The sequence below is a fragment of the Streptomyces sp. NPDC050315 genome (genome assembly GCF_040655775.1).
Taxonomy (GTDB): domain Bacteria; phylum Actinomycetota; class Actinomycetes; order Streptomycetales; family Streptomycetaceae; genus Streptomyces.
Map to the genome: position 1 here is coordinate 1,486,711 of NZ_JBFAKN010000001.1, position 18,362 is coordinate 1,505,072.

Sequence of the window (18,362 nt, forward strand, 5' to 3'; positions counted from 1 at the left end):
GAAAACGGGCAGCAGAAAGCGCCCGCGGTGGTGTTCGGCCTATATCCGCAGGACTGACAGGCGAGCGAGGTCGGGGCTGCGTGGTGGCGGCTCGGGACGCAGGGCGACCAGGAGACCGGCACGAAGCCGTACCAGCCAGTCCGTCCTGCGGCGGAGCGCCGCACAGAGGAGGCCGGCCAGGACCCACGTACCGAGCACGGCCACACACAGCGACGTCATGTCCATCGCCATACCGGGGGTGTGCGAAGACGCCTTCTCATCGTGGTCCGAGGAATGCGAGGGAGCCACGGCGACCTGCGTCGCGACCATGCTCGTGCCGCCCTCCGCACGGGCGCTCGTCGGCTCGCTCACGACGGAACCGTGAGCCGCCGAGCGCCCGGCCATACCGGAGGTGTCCTTCGGGTGACCCAGCGTGTGCATCACGAAGACGCCCAGCGCGAGCACGACGACGAGCAGCAGATGCCCCCAGGCACCGGCCGCGCGCGTCTTTGGGCTCGCATTCACCTGCATGACCTCCGGAACCGACCATACCGAACGACTTCGTCGAGCAGTACGTGCACGGTCGGGCCTCGCCGGACTGTTCAGCATCTGTGTCCTCGCTGCGGACGCGCCTGGACCAGGCTGCGGCGGCCACCAGCCATCCCGGTGGAACACACTTGAGATATACCCCAGGGGGGTATATGGTGGCAGGTAGTTCCAACGAGATCATGGCCCCATCGGGACGGCATAGGGGATGACTGTCATGGACTACAGCACGCACCGCCACACCGACGTCCACGACCACGCCGCACACAGTGCTCACGAAGGTCACGGCCCGCATGCGGGTCACGGCCACCACGCGGGAGCATCTTGGGGGACGGCAGCCAAGGCGACCCTGCACTGCCTGACCGGATGCGCCATCGGCGAGATCCTCGGCATGGTCATCGGCACGGCCCTGATGTGGGGCAACGTCCAGACAATGGTCCTGGCCATCGCGCTGGCGTTCCTGTTCGGCTACTCGTTCACGCTGTTCGCCGTCCGACGGGCCGGCCTGGACTTCAAGACCGCCATCAAAGTCGCACTGGCCGCCGACACCGTCTCGATCGCCGTGATGGAGCTCGTCGACAACGGCATCATCGCCCTGGTACCGGGAGCGATGGACGCCCACCTGAGCGACGGGCTGTTCTGGGGCGCGCTGCTGGGTGGATTCGCGGTCGCGTTCGTGATCACCACCCCGGTCAACAAGTGGATGATCGGCCGCGGCAAGGGTCACGCCGTCGTCCACGCCTATCACTGACGGCAGGCTCCACGACCTTGCTGCCGAAGCGGGTACAGGGCGCCCCTCGGGGCGCCCTGATTCTGTTTCAACAGCTCACCCGCCGCATCGAGTAGTGCATCGACTGCACACCAGGCGTGTACCGCGCGCCGACGCATGCCCGCCCGAAGACATGGCCGACGACCATCGCCGGGATAGAGCCCAGCCCGGCGATGAACGGCGAGCGAATAGGCTCGGTCGATTTCGATGCGGCACCCCACCCGCAATGCAGATGGCGACGCACCCTTCGACCGCCGCCTCAAGGCCGTAACCTTGCCGGCTTTACATCACTTCAATAGGCCAGTTCACCCACCGTTCATTGAGATTCGTTGCGCAACACTCCCAACATGACGCTAGGATCACGGCATGGTTACGGCCCTCCGGACTTCAACTCCGCTTCGGGCTCGCCCTCAGTCGGCGGGCCTGCTGCGGGTGTTCTGGCTGGCCGTACTCCTGCTGGGCTTGCTGTATACGCACGGCGTGAGCGGCGAAAGCGCCGCAGCCCATAACGCTTCCGGCGTCACGGCAGCCGCGTCGTCGACGGCGCCCGCGGCGCACGAGTCCGACCCCACGCACCATCACGACGAGGACGGCACGGGGCACACCGCGGACCACTGCGCGTCAGGTCAGCCCCCGAACGGCGCTGACCTGCCTACTCCGTGCACTACACCGCTCGACAACACACCGCTCGCGCACACGCGCACCCCTGCCGTCACTCGGACGACCGAGGACGGCACCGCGTCCGCCGGACGGCGAGATCCCGCCATTTTGCGGGTCTAGATTGCCTTTTTCGAACTGGTTCCCGGCTCTCGGGATGTGAACTCGGGCTGAGCCTTTGCGCTGCCTGCAGAACACGACCAGTTCCCGACGTCTGTTCAGCTGCTTTTCGCCCCTTGTAATCCACGGGTAAAGAGCCAGCGGCTCGTCGTCGGCATCTTTCGTCGCCCGCCTGTCCCTGCTTGCCGCCGTGCCGGATATCCGGTTGCGCGGTTACGTACGGAGCACCGTGACGCATCTCGCCCTCCACCCCCCTTCTTTTCCCTTGCCTTCTTGGCGACCGGTTTCCTATTCCGCCCGAGCGAATGGCCGAGCGTGGCCAGTCGTCTTGGGTGGACTGCTGATCCTGCTGCTCGGCTGCCCGATTGCCGCGCATGGAGACAGCCACTCCCCTGCCTCGACGGCGGCGCTGACCGCTCCGCCCGCAGAGGCAGCAACGGCTCCCGAAGCCCCGCACTCCCACCATGACTCGGCCTGCGGGGAACCTCTCCGCAGCCGGACAGGAACGCCGCACGGGCCGACGGATCGTCCCGCACCGCCGTCGTCACTCATCACCAACGCGTTCGTCTTCCCCGCGTACCAACTGGCGCGAGACCGCATACCGCCCACGCCGTACGCACCCGTGAGCGGGCAGAGAGCGCTCGCCCAGGTCTGCCGGTGGCTCATCTAGATCCCCTGCCGCGTACCGCACGCATCGCCACGTGCCGCACGCGAATGAGCTGCCCGCATACCCGTACAGCGACTGAAGGCACATCTCATGAACACGCAATCCCCCACACTTTCCGCTCCGGCCCGTCTCTCGCCCACCGGGCCGCGCCTCGACACCTCCTCGCACACCGCTCAGGGCCTGGCCGGGCTGGTCGGCAACACACCGGTACTGCACGTCTCCGAGCCGCTGGCCCCGGCCGGGCGCGGCTTCTGGGCCAAGCTGGAGGGCTTCAACCCGGGCGGGATCAAGGACCGGCCCGGCCTGCACATGGTCGAGCGGGCGCGCGCCCGCGGGGAACTGCTCCCGGGCGGCCGCATCATCGAATCGACCAGCGGCACGCTCGGGCTGGGCCTGGCCCTGGCCGGCCTGGCGTACGGACATCCCGTCACGCTCGTCACCGACCCGGGGCTGGAGCCGTCGATGACCCGGCTACTGACCGCCTACGGGGCCCGGGTCGACATCGTCTCGGAGCCGCACCCCACCGGCGGCTGGCAGCAGGCCCGCCGCGACCGCGTCGCCGAGCTGCTGGCCCAGCACCCCGGCTCCTGGTGCCCCGATCAGTACAACAACCCCGACAACACCACCGCCTACACCCCACTCGCGCTCGAACTCGCCGCGCAGCTGGGCCACATCGATGTGTTGGTGTGCAGCGTGGGTACCGGCGGTCACTCCTCGGGCGTCTCCCGCGTCCTGCGCCAGCTGTATCCGGAGTTGCGCGTCGTCGGGGTGGACACCATCGGGTCGACGATCTTCGGGCAGCCCGCCAGGCCTCGGCTGATGCGCGGCCTCGGATCGAGCATCTATCCGCGCAACGTCGCCTACGACACCTTCAGCGAGGTGCACTGGGTGGCCCCGTCGGAGTCGGTGTGGACCTGCCGCCAGCTGGCCACGTCCCACTACGCCACCGGGGGTTGGAGCGTGGGTGCGGTCGCCCTGGTCTCCGGCTGGCTGGCCAGGACCGAGCCCGCGGACACCCGCATCGCCGCGATCTTCCCGGACGGTCCGCAGCGGTACCTCGGCACCGTGTATGACGACGACTACTGCGCCGCACACGGCCTGTTGGACTCACCGCCGGCCGCCGAACCGGAAGTGGTGGGCCGCCTGGACGAGAAGGAAGTCACGCGCTGGACACGGTGCACCGACGTGGTCGACCCGCTGACGCTGGCCGAAGCCGATCAGCCCGCCGGCACCGAACTCACCTCTGAGAACACCAAGGAGGAGAACCGGTGAAGGGCACGATCACGCAGGTCCGCTCCTACGAACGCAGCGTCCAACTGCTGATGGTGAATCAGTTCACCATCAACCTCGGCTTCTACATGCTCATGCCGTACCTGGCCGCGCACCTGTCCGGGACGCTCGGCCTGGCCGGCTGGCTGGTCGGCTTCGTCCTGGGCGTACGCAACTTCAGCCAGCAGGGCATGTTCCTGGTCGGTGGAACGCTGGCCGACCGGTTCGGCTACAAGCCACTGATCGTCGCCGGCTGTGTGCTGCGGACGTTGGGTTTCGCCACGCTCGGGCTGGTGGACTCGCTGCCCGCCCTGCTGGCGGCCTCCGCCGCCACCGGATTCGCCGGCGCACTGTTCAACCCCGCCGTCCGGGCCTATCTGGCCGCCGACGCCGGGGACCGCCGGGTGGAAGCGTTCGCACTGTTCAACGTCTTCTACCAGGCGGGCATCCTGCTCGGCCCGCTGGTGGGCATGGTGCTGACCGGCGTCAACTTCCGCATCACCTGCCTGGTCTCGGCCGTGATCTTCGCCTTGCTGAGCATCGTGCAGATCCGCTCGCTGCCCGCCCGCCGGGCCGACGACAGCGGCAAGCAGGGGGCCGGCAAGCGCGCGAGCGTGCTGTCCGAATGGCGCTCGGTCATCGCCAACCCGCCGTTCCTGCTCTTCTCCATCGCCATGATCGGCTCGTACGTACTGTCCTTCCAGGTCTACCTGTCCCTGCCGCTGGAGGTACGACGGCTGGGCGGCGACGGCGAGGGCGGCACGGCAGCAGTGGCACTGCTCTTCGCCGTGTCCGGGCTGAGCACGATCCTGCTGCAGACCAGGGTGACGGCGTGGTGCAAGGCCCGGATGGCCCCCGGGCGCGCACTCACCTGGGGCCTGGCACTCATGGGGCTTGCATTCCTGCCGCTCCTGGCGGCCACCGCACTGCCCGTACCGGAGCCCGGCATCGGCCGATGGCTGCTGGCCGCCGTGCCCCCGGCGCTCGCCGCACTCCTGCTCGCGCTGGGCACGATGATCGCGTACCCCTTCGAGATGGACACCATCGTCCGGCTCTCCGGCGACCGCCTCGTGGCCACCCACTACGGGCTCTACAACACCATCTGCGGCATCGGCATCACGCTCGGAAACCTGCTCACCGGCGCGGCCCTCGACGCCGCCCGGGCCGCGGGCATGTCCGCGCTGCCGTGGCTCGTACTGCTGGCCCTCGGCCTCGCCTGTTCCGCCGCCCTCTTCGGACTGCACCGAACCGGCCGTCTTACGGCACCCGCCACACCCGAACCACAGCCCGTGACAGTCTGAGCCGACCGGGCCCATGAACGGAGGGGCGGACGACCGATAACGCCCGCCCCTCCCTTCTTCGCCACCGACAAGACACGATCAGCCAACGGCGACCGTCGAGGACGCCCCGCTGCACATTCCCACCACGGCACTGCACTGGCGCCACCAACTCGGCGAACTGCACCTCGGTCAGCCCGGAGAACGGCTCGATCCGCTTCGGATCATCCGCTGAGATCACCCCACCCATGCCCAACCAACGACCCACCAGGCGTACTGGGCACACCGGGCACACCAGTTACGAGACGACCTTCAGGTGTGCTGTCCGATCAGTCGGCCGGGCGGTCCGCCGTGACCAACCACGACGTGCTGCACAGCCGGACCGTGCCATCCGCTGCCTCGTGGTCGCGCAGGTGGTCGGTCAGGATGTGGCGGGCGCGGGCCCGTGCGGTCGTGTCTGCTTGCTCCATCAGGGAGCGACCGGGCCCCGTTTCCAGGAGGAACTCCGCCGCGTCCTCGGCTCCGCGCCCCCATACCCCGTACGCCCGCGCCTGGTTGACGGTGATGCCGATGAAGCCGGCTGCGGTGAGGACGTCGCGGATACGGTCCGGCGAGGCCAGGGAGAACATACCGGGCAACCCCGCCCGCCCGAAGTCGCCGACCGGCAGGAAGTCGCGCAGTGAGGCCACCGCCGCTACCCAGTCGTTGAGCATGGCATCGGCCGGGCAGACGAAGGCCAGGCGCCCGCCGGGGCGCAGGGCCCGGCCGACGTTGCCGAAGGCCGCCACAGGGTCGGCGAAGAACATCACCCCGTAACGGCTGATCGCCGCATCGAAGGTGCCCGCCTCAAAGGGGTACACCTGCGCGTCGCCTTGCGCGAAGGAAGCGTTGGCAACGCCCTCCCGCTCAGCGCGGGCTCGGGCCTCGGTCAGCATCGGGCCGGACAGATCCAGGCCCAGTACGCGTCCTTGGGGTGCCCGGAGCGCGACGAGGCGTGTGGTTTGTCCCGAGCCGCAGCCGAGGTCGAGGGTGCGGTGGTCCTCGGTGATTCCGGCGGCGTCGAGGAGCGGCTCGTTGAAGCCTTCGTTCACGGCGTTCCAGCGGTCCTGGTTGCGGGCCCAGTGGGCTCCTTCGGGGCCGTTCCATGCCTGCGCCTGCTCGCTGTTGACGATGTCCGGCACGGGTGCCTCCAATGGGGGACGACAGAGAATGGGCGTGCGCCCAAACAGTATGGGCGAGTGCCCATACTGGCAATCCCCGGTACCCTTCAGCAGGTGTGCGCTCTTTCGGGGGCGGCGGAGGCGGAACGGAAGAGAGGCCCATGTCACCGCGCGGAGTGGCGACGCCGGACGTACGCGAGAGGCTGTTCGCGGCCGCTGAGCGCGTCGTGGAAAGGGATGGTCCCGGCGCGCTCACCAGCCGGTCCGTAACGACCGAGGCGGGCTGCGCCAAAGGCCTGTTGCATGCGCACTTCTCGGGGTTCGATGAGTTCGTGGCCGAGCTCTGTCTCGACCGGTTCGCGCGGACAGCGGCGAAGGCGGAGGCACTGTCGGGGCTCGCCGGGCAGGGTACGGTGGCGCGCAACCTCGAAGCCGTCGCCCTCGCCCTGTTCGACTCCAGCGGTCCCGCCATCTCGGGCCTGGCCATGACCCGCCCCGCCGCCGCGCTGCGTATCCGCGAGGCCCTGGAAGGCGGGGCGCCCGGTTTCACCGCGATCCAGGAGGCCATCACTGGCTATCTGAGGGTCGAGCGGGGGATTGGCCGGGTGGCGGAGAACGTCGACCCGTACGCCGTGGCCCTCGCCATCGTCGGCACCGCCCACCACCTCCTGATGACCGGCCGGCCGGGCACGCCCGACCCACGGCATGCCATGACGCGCCTGGTGGCCGCGTTGGTGAACGGCTAGTCACGAGCGGAGCCAGTGCCGCACGGCGGCGACGGTCACGTCACATACCGTCTTCCACTTCCCGAATGGCGAACACGGCGTGGCGGGGCGGCCGGCCCTCCGGTCGCCCCGCACGGCCGGGTTCAGCGGCTTTTGCAGGCGCACGTGCGCGCGGTGCCTCCCTCGGCCGCCTTGCCCAGGTGGGCGGCGGCTGCCTGTAGCAGTGCGGCGGCGGCGAGTTGGACGAGGGGGTGTGCGAGGGATCGGCGTACTGCCGCGGCTGTGATCATGGGGTTTCCTCCCTGCCTGTGGGGCGTCGTCAGTGGGTGTGGGCGCCCGCCGGTTCCTCGTCGTGACCGGCGTCGCCCTTCGCGGGGCGGTCGCCGTCCGTGTGGACCGTGAAGGCGGCCGTGCGGACCTTGCCTTCGTGCTGGAAGTCGAGGAAGAGGCGGTACGCGCCCTTGCTGGGGGCGGTCGCGGTGAACGACACCTCCGGACCGGGCTTCGTCTTTCCGTCGCCCGGCTCGCCGTTGGGGTGGACGTGCAGGTACGCCAGGTCGCCGGAGCGCAGGGCGACGAGGTGGCCGTACGCGCCCAGGTACGGCTGCAGGTCCTTCACCGGCTTGCCGTCCTTGGTCACGTGCAGCGTCAGCTCGCTCGGCCGGCCGGGGGTCAGCTTGCCGTCGAGGTGGACTTCGTAGCCGTCGACGGTTGCCGACGTGGCGGGCTGCGGCAGCTCGGCGGGCTCGTAGGAACCGGTCACCGCGAGGTCTGCGCCGAGGGTCAGGCCCTCCTTCTCGCCCTTCGGCGTGAAGTCGGCGAAGACACGGTAGCCGCCAGCCTTGGGGAGTTCGGCGGGCGTGGACCAGGTGCCGTCCGCGGCACGGGTCGGGTGGAGGTGCCGGTACACGGTCAGGTCGCGTGAGGCGACGATGAGGTGCAGTTCCTTGCCGTGTTCCCGTTGGTACGCGGTCACCTGCCGGCCGGTGCTGTCCTTGATTACGGCGAAGCGCAGCTCGGCGGCGGATTTTGCCTTGATCTTCGGGGTCCGCAGGGCGAGCGTGTAGCCGCGTTCGGAGACCTGGAGTCCGCCCGGGGTCGCCGCTGCTGCACCGCCGTGGCCGCTGTGCGCCTCGGCGCCGTCACCCTTGCCCGTGCCCTCGGCGTGCCCTGCGTGCTGCGCGGTGCCGGCGTCTGCCACGACCGGTTCCACCGCGCTCCCCACCCCGTATGCGGCGCCGAATGTCGCGGCCAGCGCGGCTGCGAAGGCTCCGACCTTCAGTCCGGTGTGCATGGCGCATTCCCTTCTCCTGGGGCCACCCCGCGGGCGACCAACATCCGCCACCATACCCCCAGGGGGTACCCAGTCAACCCCGGTGACCGCTTGCCATAGATACGGGGCGGGGGTATACATAGCGATGTCGCAGGAGATACCCCCCAGGGGTACACCCGGTGCCTTTTCATTCCGCTTACTGCTCAGGAGGAACCATGTCCAACTGCTGTACGCCCGACGGCAGCTGCCAGACCAACGGCGCGCAGAGCACCACGACCGCCGTCGCCGACAGCCGGACCACGGTCTACGCGATCGCCGGTATGACCTGCGGGCACTGCAAGTCGACGCTCACCAAGGCCATCGGCGAGGTCGACGGCGTGCTGAGCGTCGAGGTCGACGTGGACTCCGGCACCGCGAGCGTCGTCAGCGCCGATGAGCTCGACGACGCGAAGATCGCCGAGGTCGTCGACGAGGCCGGATACGAACTGACCGGCCGGGCCGCCTGAGCCAGGCCCCCGTTGCCGGGCCCGCGACCCCCGCGCGGGCCCGGCCGACAACCCGATGCATTGAGGAGCAGTGATGACTACCATCGCGGAATCCCACGAGGTCGAGCTCGCCATCGGTGGCATGACGTGCGCCTCGTGCGCGGCCCGTATTGAGAAGAAGCTCAACCGCATGGACGGGGTCGAGGCCACCGTCAATTACGCCACCGAGAAGGCCAAGGTCAGCTACAGCGGTACGGACGTCTCCGTCAGCGACCTGATCGCGACCGTCGAGGCGACCGGTTACACCGCCCAGGAGCCCGCCCCGCCGGCCCGGACGCCGGGTGAGTCCGGCGGTTCGGCCGAGGACGGCCAGGAGGCGTACGACGAGCTCCGGCCGCTGCGCCAGCGCCTGATCACCGCGGTCGCGCTCGCCGTGCCGGTGATCGCGATGGCGATGGTCCCGGCCCTGCAGATCGAGTACTGGCAGTGGCTCTCGCTGACGTTGGCCGCGCCCGTCGTGACGTACGCCGCCTGGCCCTTCCACCGCGCCGCCTGGACCAACGCCAAGCACGGCGCCGCCACCATGGACACCCTGATCTCAGTCGGCACAACGGCCGCGTTCCTGTGGTCCCTGTGGGCGCTGTTCTTCGGCACCGCCGGTACCCCCGGCATGACGCACCCCTTCGAGCTGACCATCGCCCGCACCGACGGCGCGGGCAACATCTACCTCGAAGCGGCCGCCGGTGTCACCGCCTTCATCCTTGCCGGGCGCTACTTCGAGGCCCGCTCCAAGCGCAAGGCAGGCGCCGCGCTGAAGGCGCTGCTGGAGCTGGGGGCCAAGGAAGTCACCGTACTGCGCGACGGCCGCGAAGTCACCGTGCCAACGGCCGAGTTGCAGGTCGGGGACCGCTTCCTGGTCCGCCCCGGCGAGAAGATCGCCACCGACGGAACGGTCGTCGAGGGCGCCTCGGCCGTGGACGCCTCGATGCTGACCGGTGAGTCGGTCCCGGTAGAGGTCGCGGTCGGCGACAGTGTCACCGGGGCCACCCTCAACGTCGGCGGCCGGCTCGTGGTCGAGGCCACCCGCATCGGCGCCGACACCCAACTCGCCCGGATGGCGAAGCTGGTGGAGGACGCGCAGAACGGCAAGGCCGCCGCCCAGCGCCTCGCCGACAAGATCTCCGCCGTCTTCGTGCCGATCGTCATCGCCCTCGCGCTGGCCACCCTCGGCTTCTGGCTGGGCAACGGCGCCGGTCTGACCGCCGCGTTCACCGCCGCCGTCGCCGTACTGATCATCGCCTGCCCCTGCGCCCTCGGGCTCGCCACGCCGACCGCGCTGATGGTCGGCACCGGCCGCGGCGCCCAGCTCGGCATCCTGATCAAGGGCCCGGAGGTACTGGAGAGCACCCGCAAGGTCGACACCATCGTCCTGGACAAGACCGGCACCGTGACGACGGGACGTATGACGCTGCTGTCCACGCATGCCGCTGCCACGACGACCGAGGACGAGGTGCTGCGGCTGGCAGGCGCCCTGGAGCACGCCTCCGAGCACCCGATCGCCCAGGCCGTCGCCGCGGGAGCGAGCGCCAAGGTGGGCACGCTCCCCACGCCCGAGGACTTCACCAACATCGCGGGCCTCGGCGTTCAGGGTGTCGTCGAGGGCCACGCCGTCCTCGTCGGCCGGGAGAAGCTGCTCGCCGAGTGGGCGATCACGCTTCCGGTCGAGCTGGCGCGCGCCAAGTCCGAGGCCGAGGCGGCCGGGCGTACCGCGATCGCGGTGGCCTGGGACGGCGAGGCCCGCGCGGTGCTGGAGGTCGCGGACGCGGTCAAGGAGACCAGCCCGGAGGCCATCAAGCGACTGCGCGCCCTCGGCCTCACCCCGATCCTGCTGACCGGCGACAACGAGGCAGTTGCCAAGACGGTCGCCGCGGAGGTCGGCATCGACCAGGTGATCGCCGAGGTGCTCCCCCAGGACAAGGTCGATGTCGTCAAGCGCCTCCAGGGCGAGGGCAAGTCCGTGGCCATGGTGGGCGACGGTGTGAATGACGCCGCGGCCCTCGCGCAGGCCGACCTCGGGCTGGCGATGGGTACCGGTACCGACGCCGCCATCGAGGCCGGCGACCTCACCCTCGTACGCGGTGACCTGCGGGCCGCGGCCGACGCCATCCGGCTCTCCCGTCGCACGCTCGGCACGATCAAGTCCAACCTCTTCTGGGCCTTCGCCTACAACGTCGCCGCCCTGCCCCTCGCCGCCGCCGGCCTGCTCAACCCGATGATCGCCGGCGCGGCGATGGCCTTCTCCTCGGTCTTCGTCGTCGGCAACAGTCTGCGGCTGCGGGGATTCCAAGCAGCGGACCACTGATACGGAGGCCACGATGCCCGGGTACCAGGAACAAAGGGACGGCGTCATCAGGCGCCTGCGGCTCATCGAAGGTCAAGTGCGCGGCGTGCAGCGAATGGTCGAGGAAGACACCTACTGCATCGACATCCTCACCCAGATCTCCGCGACCAACGCGGCGCTGCGGTCCGTCGCCCTGGTCATGCTCGACGACCACCTCAACTGCTGTGTCACCGAGGCGATCGTGGAAGGCGGCGACCAGGCGAAGACCAAGGTCGGCGAAGCGTCGAAGGCCATCGCACGCCTCGTGCGGGCGTGACAGGCACCCTCCATACCCGCCGGGTATGGAGGGTGTTGTCGTGCCCGGCGGTCCCGGCAGCGCCATACGATGTGGCACGCCTTGAGCAATTTTGAGCAGTCCTGACATCAGTCCATCGCGGTGAGGCCCTGGGAGGGGATGCGGTCGTGCGACAGCTGGGCGATCTGGAAGCTGAGATCATGGACCGTCTGTGGCGGTGGGAACGGCCCACCACGGTTCGCGAGGTCGTCGACGACATCAATCGCACCCGGTCCGTGGCTTACACCACCGTGATGACGGTGGCGGAAATCCTCTACCGCAAGGGCTGGCTGCGGCGGCAGAAGGCCGGGCGGGCCTGGGCGTACGAGCCGATACGCGGGCGGGAGGACTACACCGCGGGGCTCATGCAGGACGCGCTGGGCCGCAGCGAGGACCGGCAGGCCGCCCTGTTGCGCTTCGTCGAGCACATGTCCCAGGAGGATTTCGCGGCCTTGGACGCGGCCCTGCGCACCGTCGGCCGCGAAGGGGCGGCGGAGTGCTACGGCACCAGTGGTGACCGATCATGAACCATCACGTCCTGCCCCCGCTGTTGGTCATCCTCCTCGCCGGCGTGGTGTTCCCCGGTCCGGTGGCCCGCTCCCGCTGGGCCCGCGAAGCACCGAGGACCGCGGTCGCCGGCTGGCTCGCGCTCTGCGCGGCATTTCTCCTGGCGGTCTCGGGCGGCGTGCTGCAGTTGCTGTTGCCGTACGACAGCAGTCACGCACTGGCCGACCGGGCAGCTGCCTGCCTGCCATGGACCACCGGGAGCTGTCGATTCTCCGATGTCGTCTCCTTGGGCGGTCTGTCGACGATGGATTACGTGGCAGCGGGGGCGGCGGCCACGGTGGTTGCCCTGCCGACGGCGGCCCTCTGCCACGGGCTGGCACGTGCCCGGCGGAGCCGCACCCGGCACTCCGACGTCCTGCGCATGGTGGGCAGCACGGACGCCACACTGCGCGCGGTCGTCATCGATCACGACACCCCCGCCGTCTACTGTCTGCCCGGCCGCACCGCCAGGATTGTCGTGAGCTCGGGCGCCCGGAAAACCCTCACGGCGGCGCAGTTGACCGCGGCATTGGAACACGAGCGGGCACACATCTCCGGTCGTCATCACGTCCTGGTCTCGGCCGCCGAGACATTCGGCCGGATATTCCCATGGCTTCCGCTGGGACGTTGGGTGCGTACCGAAGTTCCGCTGCTACTGGAAATGGCTGCGGACGACCGCGCTTTGCGCCGGTGTTCCCGGGACGCGCTGGCCACGGCGCTCTATGCCATGGCCACGGGCCAGCGGACGCCTCCGGCGGCCTTCGCGGTGGGTGGGCCGTCCGCCGCGCTGCGCATGCGACGCATTCTCATGCCGCATCGCCACGGCCACCCCGCACTGCGGGGCCTGCTGGCAGGCGCGCTCGCGGTGGCCGCCGCCGCGCCCCTCGTGCTGGCCTGCTGCTCCCAGTTCTGACGACTCGCATCTACGTATTTACTTCGTAGATTCGTAATTGCGACTTCTGGGCCCGGGACGGTAATTCACCGCTATTGTTGGGGTGGTTGGGGCAGCTGTTGAGGCCCCGGGGAGGGACAAGCCACATGCGCCCGGTGGAAGTGCGGCCAGCAGCTCCGGCCGATGCGGCCGCGATATCACAGCTATTGGGCCAGGTGATTCGCGACAGCTATTCGGGAATTCTCGACAAGTCGGCAGTACAGCAACTGGTGGGAACGCACTGCTCACTCAGTCGCGTCAACGCCGAAATCGGAATTCCCGGCGGCGCCCCCGGGTGGCTCGGTTGGCTGGTGGCCGCGGATTCCTCCGGCCGCATCGTCGGAGCCGCCGCCGGCGGGGTGCCGATGCCGGGTGAGGGCGAGCTGTACGCGTTGGGTACGGCCACGGACCAGCGGCACCGGAAGATCGGCGGCACGCTGCTCGCCGAAGTCACCGACCGGATGCGCAACCACGGCGCGGTCCGGCAAGGGTTCTCCTTGCCCTGTGAGCAGGACCCGGCACTTCCCTTCTTCACCCGGGTCGGGTTCGAGCAGTCGGGCACCCGGCTCACCCGCTTCGTCTGACCCCATCGCTCCACTCGGCGCATCCTCTTGGCGCATCCACGCCATAGCGTGGATGCGCACCGGTTTCGGCTGGTCCGGCGGCCTCCGGCCAGGACACGATTTCCTTCGGCGGCGAGGTTCCGGCGGCACGGAGCCCCGCCCGGAAGGCAGGGACCGAGACCGAGCTTCCTGGAGGAGCGATGCACACCCCGTCGAGCATGCAGGTGCCCGCTGCGCCCGGTCCGGTCCTGCCTCCCCGTCGCCCCCCTGCCTTTCCGGCATACCTCCCGGGGCTGGAGTCCACGGCAGTCCATGACGAGCAGGACAGCTGGCTCCAGGACGCGCTCTTCGGCCCCTTCAGCGCGGACATCGTCGAGTATCTGCGGATTGCCAGGACGACCGCCGGCCCGGTGCTCGACCTGGGCTCCGGAGCCGGGCGGCTGTCCGTCCCCTTCGCGCGCCACGGGTTCCCGGTGGAGGCCGTGGACCGCGACCGCCGCAGCCTGCGCCGACTGCGCTCCTGGGCGGCCAGGATCGGGCCGCACGTGGAACGCCTGGTCGCCACGACCCATGCCGACCTGAGCCGGCTCCGGCTGCGCCACCACTACCAACTCGCTCTGCTGGCCGGCGCCATGATCACTGCCGTACCGTCGCGGGCGCGCCCCGGCATGCTGCGCGAGGTCGCCGCACACCTCGGCACCGGCGGAGCCCTCGCTCTCGACTACACCGAACATGACCCGTCCGGCCTCGCTGCGGACCCCCACCGCACCTGGTCCTTCCCGGTCCCTCGGTTCGATGGCGTCACGGAATGGGTCGTCGCCCGACAGGTATTCGATCTCAACACGCAACTCGAACACATCACTTACTATTGCGACCGCGCAGAAAAGTCGCGTATCCGCAGGTCCGTACTGACCGCGGACAAGTGGATCGTCGACCGGGCGCGCTTGACCGAGGAGCTGGCCGCCGCTGGGCTGCGCATTGCGGACCGACGGCAACAGCAGCTCGACGAGCGCACCCGGAGCGTGCTCCTCGTCTGCCGTCCGAAAGGTGACTAGGGTCACACCGGCGTTCGAGGGCGGAGAACCCTCGTTACAGCTGTGACAAGGTGTGACGAGCGTGACCGACAGAAGGACATGGGGGGCCTTTAGCGTGGTCAAAGCCGGTGGCAAGGCGCGTACGCAATCCACTGACCTGGCACTCGCTCTCTACCAGGAGCTGCGGTCGCGTGGCGCATCCAGCTTCGATGCGGTGGTCTCCGATATGGCCCTCGGAGCGGAAGAACGCGAGCGATGTCGCAACGAGTTGCTCGACCTCGGTCTGATCGTCCACACAGGGACCGCCCACGACAACCAGCTGGCGCTGGCCTCGGGCAAGCAGGCGGAGTCCGACACCGACGCGGTGGCGGTCATCGATCCCGAAATCGCCTTACTGCGCCTGCTGGAGAAGGAACGGCTCCGCCTGCGTGAGCATCTCCACCAGGCCGACGAGGCGTACAGCACCCTGGAAACCCTCGCCGGCAGCTTCCTCCGCGCCGGCGCCATCGTCGGCTCCGAAGTCGAGGTCGAGGTCCTCACCGATTACCGGCGCATCCAGCAGGTGCTGGAGGACATCACCGATGTGATCCAGCAGGATCTCGCCTCGATGCATCCGAGCGCGCTTCAACGGGAGGTTCCGGAGCGTGCGCTGAGCCGTGATCGCCGTCAGATCGCGAACGGCGTGCGGGTGCGGACAATCTTCAACCAGCGCTTCGCCTCCGTGCCCGACATGGCGGAGCACTTCCGGCAGAAGGTGGAGCTGGGCGTCGAACTCCGTCTGTCCCCCGTCGTGCCGATGAACATGATCATCGCGGACCATCAGTTCGCCGTGCTTCCGGTCGACCCCGAGGACAGTTCCGCGGGAGCCATCCTCGCCCGCGGTCCCGCGCTGGTCCGCTCGTACCTCGCGCTGTACGAGCACTGCTGGCACACCGCCGTCCCCTTCGGGGAACAACTCGCGGCCGAGCGCGGTGGCGACGGGCTCTCGGAGCAGCAGCGCGCCGCGCTGCGCATGTTGGCGTCGGGCATGAAGGACGAGAAGATCGCCCGCAGCCTCGGGGTGTCCCTGCGCACCGTGAGCCGACTACTGTCCGAGCTGATGCAAGAGCTCGGAGCGTCCAGCCGTTTCGAAGCCGGAGTGCGCGCCACGCGCCTCGGCTGGCTTGACTGAACGAGCACGTCCAGCCGTAACCGCCCCCCTACTTCCTTCACCGGCCCTCCGTCTCTCCCCTGGCGGCCCATCCTGCCCGCACGCCCCCAAGCCTTCTGGCGCGGCAAGAGGTACGATGCGAGCAAAGTTTTGGTCTCACCAGATGGTGGAGCGATGGTGCGAGAGACGGCGACGAGCGAACGGGACGCGGTGATCCAGCGGCTCCGCGACGTCGGCCTGCGCGTGACGGGCCCGCGGCTCGAAGTACTGCAAGTACTGTCCGCCAGCGGCCACCTGGACGTGGAAGCCATCACGGCCGCAGCCCGCGACCGGCTGGGCACACTCACCAGCCAGGCGGTCTACGACATGCTGCGGCATTTCCTGGACACCGGACTCGTCACGAAGTTCGAACGGCCGGGATTTCCCGCCGTTTTCGAGATCGCGGAACAGCCGCACCATCACGCACTCTGCACCGGATGCGGCCGCGTGGAGAATGTTGAATACGAGGATCCGGTTCCGCCGAAAAAGGGCCTGCGTGGTTGGCAGATGAACGACACCGAGATCATCATGAAGGGCCGCTGCCCCGATTGCCGGAAGGCATGAAAAGGCTCCGGCCCGCTCAGGAAGAAGCGGACCGGAGCCTTCGCGTCGCCGCGGATCTGTTACGCGGCCGGCTGCACGGGCCAGGTGTTGTCGTCCGTGCCGTACACCGAAGCCGACGTGACCGGCTGGACCGGCCAGGTGTTGTCCTCCCCGCCCAGCGAAGCGGCCAGCGTCGCGGTCGCGGGCTGCACCGGCCAGGTGTTGTCCTCCCCGCCTGCGGTGATGCGGACAGCCACCTCGTCCAGCGCCGGGACGGCTGCCGGCACGGCGACGGCGGAGCACAGCAGGGCCGCCAGGGCGAACTGCCGGAGGGCGGCGCGCAGGCCGGTCGCGGGGACGTGAACTCGGGTGGCAACGGACATGATTCCTCCAGGTTGCGAAAATGAATTAAGTGGATCTCCCCTCACCCGTGCCGCCGGGTGCCGCGGGGAAGACACTTAGATAATTACGTGTCGCCACCGTGGGAACCAGAGTCATCGTGCGTCGCATCCGCGCCATGGCAAAAGTGCGTCAGACTTTCTCTCGCCGCTTATTGCCGGCTGCCGGAATTCCGTACCGAACGGCCGTCTCTGGGGCGCACCATACTTTTGGTGCAACAAAGAGTCCTGCTAGGCTCGAACTGCGGCGCTCCCTCTCCTCCAGGTTGGGGGCGCCCGCTGGGGCAGGGGCGTGCCGCCGCCTCTGCCCCGCCTGTTCGCCGGGCAGCCTCAGGGCATTCCCGTACGCCTCCAACGTCGCTGCGGCTGCCGTCTGCCAGCTCATGCCCTCCGCGTGCCGTACCGCCGCGTCCCCCATGGACGTCACCGCTTCGGGGTGGCGTGCCAGCCACAGCATTCGCCGGGCGTAGTCCGCCGGTTCATGTCCCCGTACCAGGAAGCCGGTGACGCCGTCCCACACGGCCGTGCGCAGGCCGCCGACGGCCGCTGCCAGCACCGGCGTACCGCACGCCTGCGCCTCCAGCGCCACGAGGCCGAACGACTCGCTGCGTGAGGGCATCACCAATACGTCGGCCGCCCGGTACCAGTCCGCCAGCCGGTCCTGGGGCACGGCCGGTTCGAAGCGGACACGATCGTTGATCCCGTTCTGCCGGCAGAGTTCGACCAGCCGGCCGGGGCGCGCCGCGCCCGCACCGCTGAGGCCCCCGATGACGGGGACGAGAAGCCGGTCCCGCAGCCCAGGGGCCATGCGGAGAAGCTGGGCGACGGCACGCAGGAGGACATCCGGTCCCTTGAGCGGCTGGATACGACCGACGAAGAGAGGGATGAAGGCGTCCGCCGGAAGGCCGAGCCGCAACCGGGCGGCCTGTCTGCCGTCGCGCGGATGGAACGTCCGCACATCAACGCCTGGCCGCACGACATCCGTGCGTCCCGGCGCCGCGCCGTACAGATCGCGCAGCGCCGTCGCCTCGTCCGCCGTGTTGGCTATCAAGCGGTTCGCGGCGGCCACCACACGCTGTTCACCGTGGATACGGGATCCGGGCTCGGGTGTGTCGCCCTCGGCGAGCGAAGCGTTCTTCACCCGGGCGAGGGTGTGCATGGTGTGGACGAGCGGGACCTGCCAATGCGCGGCGGCCACCCGCCCCACCTGGCCGGCGAGCCAGTAGTGCGAGTGGATGATGTCGTACGGCCGCGTGCCGTTGCCCGCCGCGTCGCGCAGCAAGGCCAGGGAGAATTCCGCCAGGCGTCCCGGCATCTCCTCCTTCGGGAGCGGACGCCGCGGCCCCGCTTGCAGGTGCCGCACGCGTACGCCGGGCGCAAGGGAGGTCCACGGCCGGCGTCCCTCGCCCCGGCAGCGCGTGAAGAGGTCGACCTCGGCGCCCCGCTGGGCGAGGGCGCGGGACAGCTGGACCATGTAGACGTTCATGCCGCCGGCGTCGCCGGTGCCGGGCTGGTGCAGCGGCGAGGTATGGACGCTGAGCATGGCGATGCGCAGG

At 69.4% G+C, this 18,362-nt stretch carries 19 protein-coding genes and 1 pseudogene; 14 read left to right on the forward strand and 6 right to left on the reverse strand.

Annotation, left to right across the window (positions count from 1 at the left end; all coding sequences use genetic code 11):
- Positions 1–39 precede the first annotated feature (39 nt).
- Positions 40–510: a DUF6153 family protein gene (locus AB0I82_RS06370; protein ID WP_363255908.1), complete on the reverse strand. Its 471-nt coding sequence runs from the start codon at positions 508–510 to the stop codon at positions 40–42.
- Positions 511–742: 232 nt separating this feature from the next.
- Between AB0I82_RS06370 and AB0I82_RS06375 the strand changes: the two genes are divergently transcribed.
- From AB0I82_RS06375 to AB0I82_RS06390, 4 genes are all read left to right on the forward strand, one after another.
- Positions 743–1,276: a DUF4396 domain-containing protein gene (locus tag AB0I82_RS06375; RefSeq protein ID WP_363255909.1), complete on the forward strand. Its 534-nt coding sequence runs from the start codon at positions 743–745 to the stop codon at positions 1,274–1,276.
- Positions 1,277–1,660: 384 nt separating this feature from the next.
- The gene (locus tag AB0I82_RS06380; RefSeq protein ID WP_363255910.1) at positions 1,661–2,074 is read left to right on the forward strand and encodes a DUF6153 family protein; all 414 of its coding nucleotides are present in this window, start codon (positions 1,661–1,663) and stop codon (positions 2,072–2,074) included.
- A gap of 754 nt (positions 2,075–2,828) precedes the next feature.
- Positions 2,829–4,010, forward strand: coding sequence for a PLP-dependent cysteine synthase family protein (locus AB0I82_RS06385; RefSeq protein WP_363255911.1), 1,182 nt, complete (start codon positions 2,829–2,831; stop codon positions 4,008–4,010).
- Positions 4,007–5,308 (forward strand): MFS transporter, encoded by a 1,302-nt coding sequence (locus tag AB0I82_RS06390; RefSeq protein WP_363255912.1) that lies wholly within the window; start codon positions 4,007–4,009, stop codon positions 5,306–5,308. The genes AB0I82_RS06385 and AB0I82_RS06390 overlap by 4 nt, the downstream gene beginning before the upstream one ends.
- A gap of 106 nt (positions 5,309–5,414) precedes the next feature.
- Here the strand turns inward: AB0I82_RS06390 and AB0I82_RS06395 are convergent.
- Both AB0I82_RS06395 and AB0I82_RS06400 read right to left on the reverse strand, forming a co-directional pair.
- Positions 5,415–5,534, reverse strand: a pseudogene (locus tag AB0I82_RS06395) (IS5/IS1182 family transposase); the annotation flags it as partial.
- Positions 5,535–5,613: 79 nt separating this feature from the next.
- Entirely contained in the window at positions 5,614–6,465 is an 852-nt protein-coding gene (locus AB0I82_RS06400) for a methyltransferase domain-containing protein (protein WP_363255913.1), read from the reverse strand.
- A 140-nt stretch (positions 6,466–6,605) separates the two neighbouring features.
- On the opposite strand from AB0I82_RS06400, the gene AB0I82_RS06405 reads away from it, so the two are divergent.
- A complete protein-coding gene (locus AB0I82_RS06405; RefSeq protein WP_363255914.1) occupies positions 6,606–7,190 on the forward strand; it encodes a TetR/AcrR family transcriptional regulator in 585 nt (194 codons plus the stop codon).
- Positions 7,191–7,488: 298 nt separating this feature from the next.
- On the opposite strand, the gene AB0I82_RS06410 is transcribed toward AB0I82_RS06405, so the two are convergent.
- Positions 7,489–8,463, reverse strand: coding sequence for a hypothetical protein (locus tag AB0I82_RS06410; RefSeq protein ID WP_363255915.1), 975 nt, complete (start codon positions 8,461–8,463; stop codon positions 7,489–7,491).
- A gap of 194 nt (positions 8,464–8,657) precedes the next feature.
- On the opposite strand from AB0I82_RS06410, the gene AB0I82_RS06415 reads away from it, so the two are divergent.
- The 9 genes from AB0I82_RS06415 to AB0I82_RS06455 all read left to right on the forward strand — a co-directional run bounded on the left by AB0I82_RS06415 (position 8,658) and on the right by AB0I82_RS06455 (position 16,429).
- Complete coding sequence (locus AB0I82_RS06415; RefSeq protein WP_363255916.1) at positions 8,658–8,948, forward strand: heavy-metal-associated domain-containing protein; 291 nt, start codon at positions 8,658–8,660, stop codon at positions 8,946–8,948.
- 73 nt (positions 8,949–9,021) lie between these two features.
- Positions 9,022–11,289 carry a heavy metal translocating P-type ATPase gene (locus AB0I82_RS06420; protein ID WP_363255917.1) on the forward strand — a complete coding sequence of 756 codons (2,268 nt, stop codon included), beginning with the start codon at positions 9,022–9,024 and terminating at the stop codon, positions 11,287–11,289.
- 13 nt (positions 11,290–11,302) lie between these two features.
- Positions 11,303–11,584: a metal-sensitive transcriptional regulator gene (locus tag AB0I82_RS06425; protein ID WP_363255918.1), complete on the forward strand. Its 282-nt coding sequence runs from the start codon at positions 11,303–11,305 to the stop codon at positions 11,582–11,584.
- Positions 11,585–11,730: 146 nt separating this feature from the next.
- Complete coding sequence (locus AB0I82_RS06430) at positions 11,731–12,129, forward strand: BlaI/MecI/CopY family transcriptional regulator (RefSeq protein WP_363255919.1); 399 nt, start codon at positions 11,731–11,733, stop codon at positions 12,127–12,129.
- On the forward strand, positions 12,126–13,061 hold the full coding sequence (locus AB0I82_RS06435) for a M56 family metallopeptidase (RefSeq protein ID WP_363255920.1): 936 nt from the start codon (positions 12,126–12,128) through the stop codon (positions 13,059–13,061). The genes AB0I82_RS06430 and AB0I82_RS06435 overlap by 4 nt, the downstream gene beginning before the upstream one ends.
- Positions 13,062–13,186: 125 nt before the next feature.
- Positions 13,187–13,663 (forward strand): GNAT family N-acetyltransferase, encoded by a 477-nt coding sequence (locus AB0I82_RS06440; RefSeq protein ID WP_363255921.1) that lies wholly within the window; start codon positions 13,187–13,189, stop codon positions 13,661–13,663.
- Between the two features lie 179 nt (positions 13,664–13,842).
- A complete protein-coding gene (locus tag AB0I82_RS06445; protein WP_363255922.1) occupies positions 13,843–14,697 on the forward strand; it encodes a class I SAM-dependent methyltransferase in 855 nt (284 codons plus the stop codon).
- A 61-nt stretch (positions 14,698–14,758) separates the two neighbouring features.
- A complete protein-coding gene (locus tag AB0I82_RS06450) occupies positions 14,759–15,847 on the forward strand; it encodes a helix-turn-helix transcriptional regulator (RefSeq protein ID WP_363255923.1) in 1,089 nt (362 codons plus the stop codon).
- A 153-nt stretch (positions 15,848–16,000) separates the two neighbouring features.
- A complete protein-coding gene (locus AB0I82_RS06455; RefSeq protein ID WP_363255924.1) occupies positions 16,001–16,429 on the forward strand; it encodes a Fur family transcriptional regulator in 429 nt (142 codons plus the stop codon).
- Positions 16,430–16,488: 59 nt separating this feature from the next.
- Here the strand turns inward: AB0I82_RS06455 and AB0I82_RS06460 are convergent, their stop codons facing one another.
- Positions 16,489–16,791: a hypothetical protein gene (locus AB0I82_RS06460; protein WP_363255925.1), complete on the reverse strand. Its 303-nt coding sequence runs from the start codon at positions 16,789–16,791 to the stop codon at positions 16,489–16,491.
- A 148-nt stretch (positions 16,792–16,939) separates the two neighbouring features.
- Positions 16,940–18,349, reverse strand: a complete 1,410-nt coding sequence (mshA, locus tag AB0I82_RS06465; RefSeq protein WP_363256099.1) for a D-inositol-3-phosphate glycosyltransferase — start codon at positions 18,347–18,349, stop codon at positions 16,940–16,942.
- Positions 18,350–18,362: the final 13 nt, after the last annotated feature.

What these genes read in the sequence shown, in the direction of transcription:
- AB0I82_RS06370 (WP_363255908.1), bottom strand. Translation starts at nt 510, where the DNA reads ATGCAGGTGAATGCGAGCCCAAAGACGCGCGCGGCCGGTGCCTGGGGG.
- AB0I82_RS06375 (WP_363255909.1), top strand. Translation starts at nt 743, where the DNA reads ATGGACTACAGCACGCACCGCCACACCGACGTCCACGACCACGCCGCA.
- AB0I82_RS06380 (WP_363255910.1), top strand. Translation starts at nt 1,661, where the DNA reads ATGGTTACGGCCCTCCGGACTTCAACTCCGCTTCGGGCTCGCCCTCAG.
- AB0I82_RS06385 (WP_363255911.1), top strand. Translation starts at nt 2,829, where the DNA reads ATGAACACGCAATCCCCCACACTTTCCGCTCCGGCCCGTCTCTCGCCC.
- AB0I82_RS06405 (WP_363255914.1), top strand. Translation starts at nt 6,606, where the DNA reads ATGTCACCGCGCGGAGTGGCGACGCCGGACGTACGCGAGAGGCTGTTC.
- AB0I82_RS06410 (WP_363255915.1), bottom strand. Translation starts at nt 8,463, where the DNA reads ATGCACACCGGACTGAAGGTCGGAGCCTTCGCAGCCGCGCTGGCCGCG.
- AB0I82_RS06415 (WP_363255916.1), top strand. Translation starts at nt 8,658, where the DNA reads ATGTCCAACTGCTGTACGCCCGACGGCAGCTGCCAGACCAACGGCGCG.
- AB0I82_RS06420 (WP_363255917.1), top strand. Translation starts at nt 9,022, where the DNA reads ATGACTACCATCGCGGAATCCCACGAGGTCGAGCTCGCCATCGGTGGC.
- AB0I82_RS06425 (WP_363255918.1), top strand. Translation starts at nt 11,303, where the DNA reads ATGCCCGGGTACCAGGAACAAAGGGACGGCGTCATCAGGCGCCTGCGG.
- AB0I82_RS06435 (WP_363255920.1), top strand. Translation starts at nt 12,126, where the DNA reads ATGAACCATCACGTCCTGCCCCCGCTGTTGGTCATCCTCCTCGCCGGC.
- AB0I82_RS06440 (WP_363255921.1), top strand. Translation starts at nt 13,187, where the DNA reads ATGCGCCCGGTGGAAGTGCGGCCAGCAGCTCCGGCCGATGCGGCCGCG.
- AB0I82_RS06445 (WP_363255922.1), top strand. Translation starts at nt 13,843, where the DNA reads ATGCACACCCCGTCGAGCATGCAGGTGCCCGCTGCGCCCGGTCCGGTC.
- AB0I82_RS06455 (WP_363255924.1), top strand. Translation starts at nt 16,001, where the DNA reads ATGGTGCGAGAGACGGCGACGAGCGAACGGGACGCGGTGATCCAGCGG.
- AB0I82_RS06460 (WP_363255925.1), bottom strand. Translation starts at nt 16,791, where the DNA reads ATGTCCGTTGCCACCCGAGTTCACGTCCCCGCGACCGGCCTGCGCGCC.
- mshA (WP_363256099.1), bottom strand. Translation starts at nt 18,349, where the DNA reads ATGCTCAGCGTCCATACCTCGCCGCTGCACCAGCCCGGCACCGGCGAC.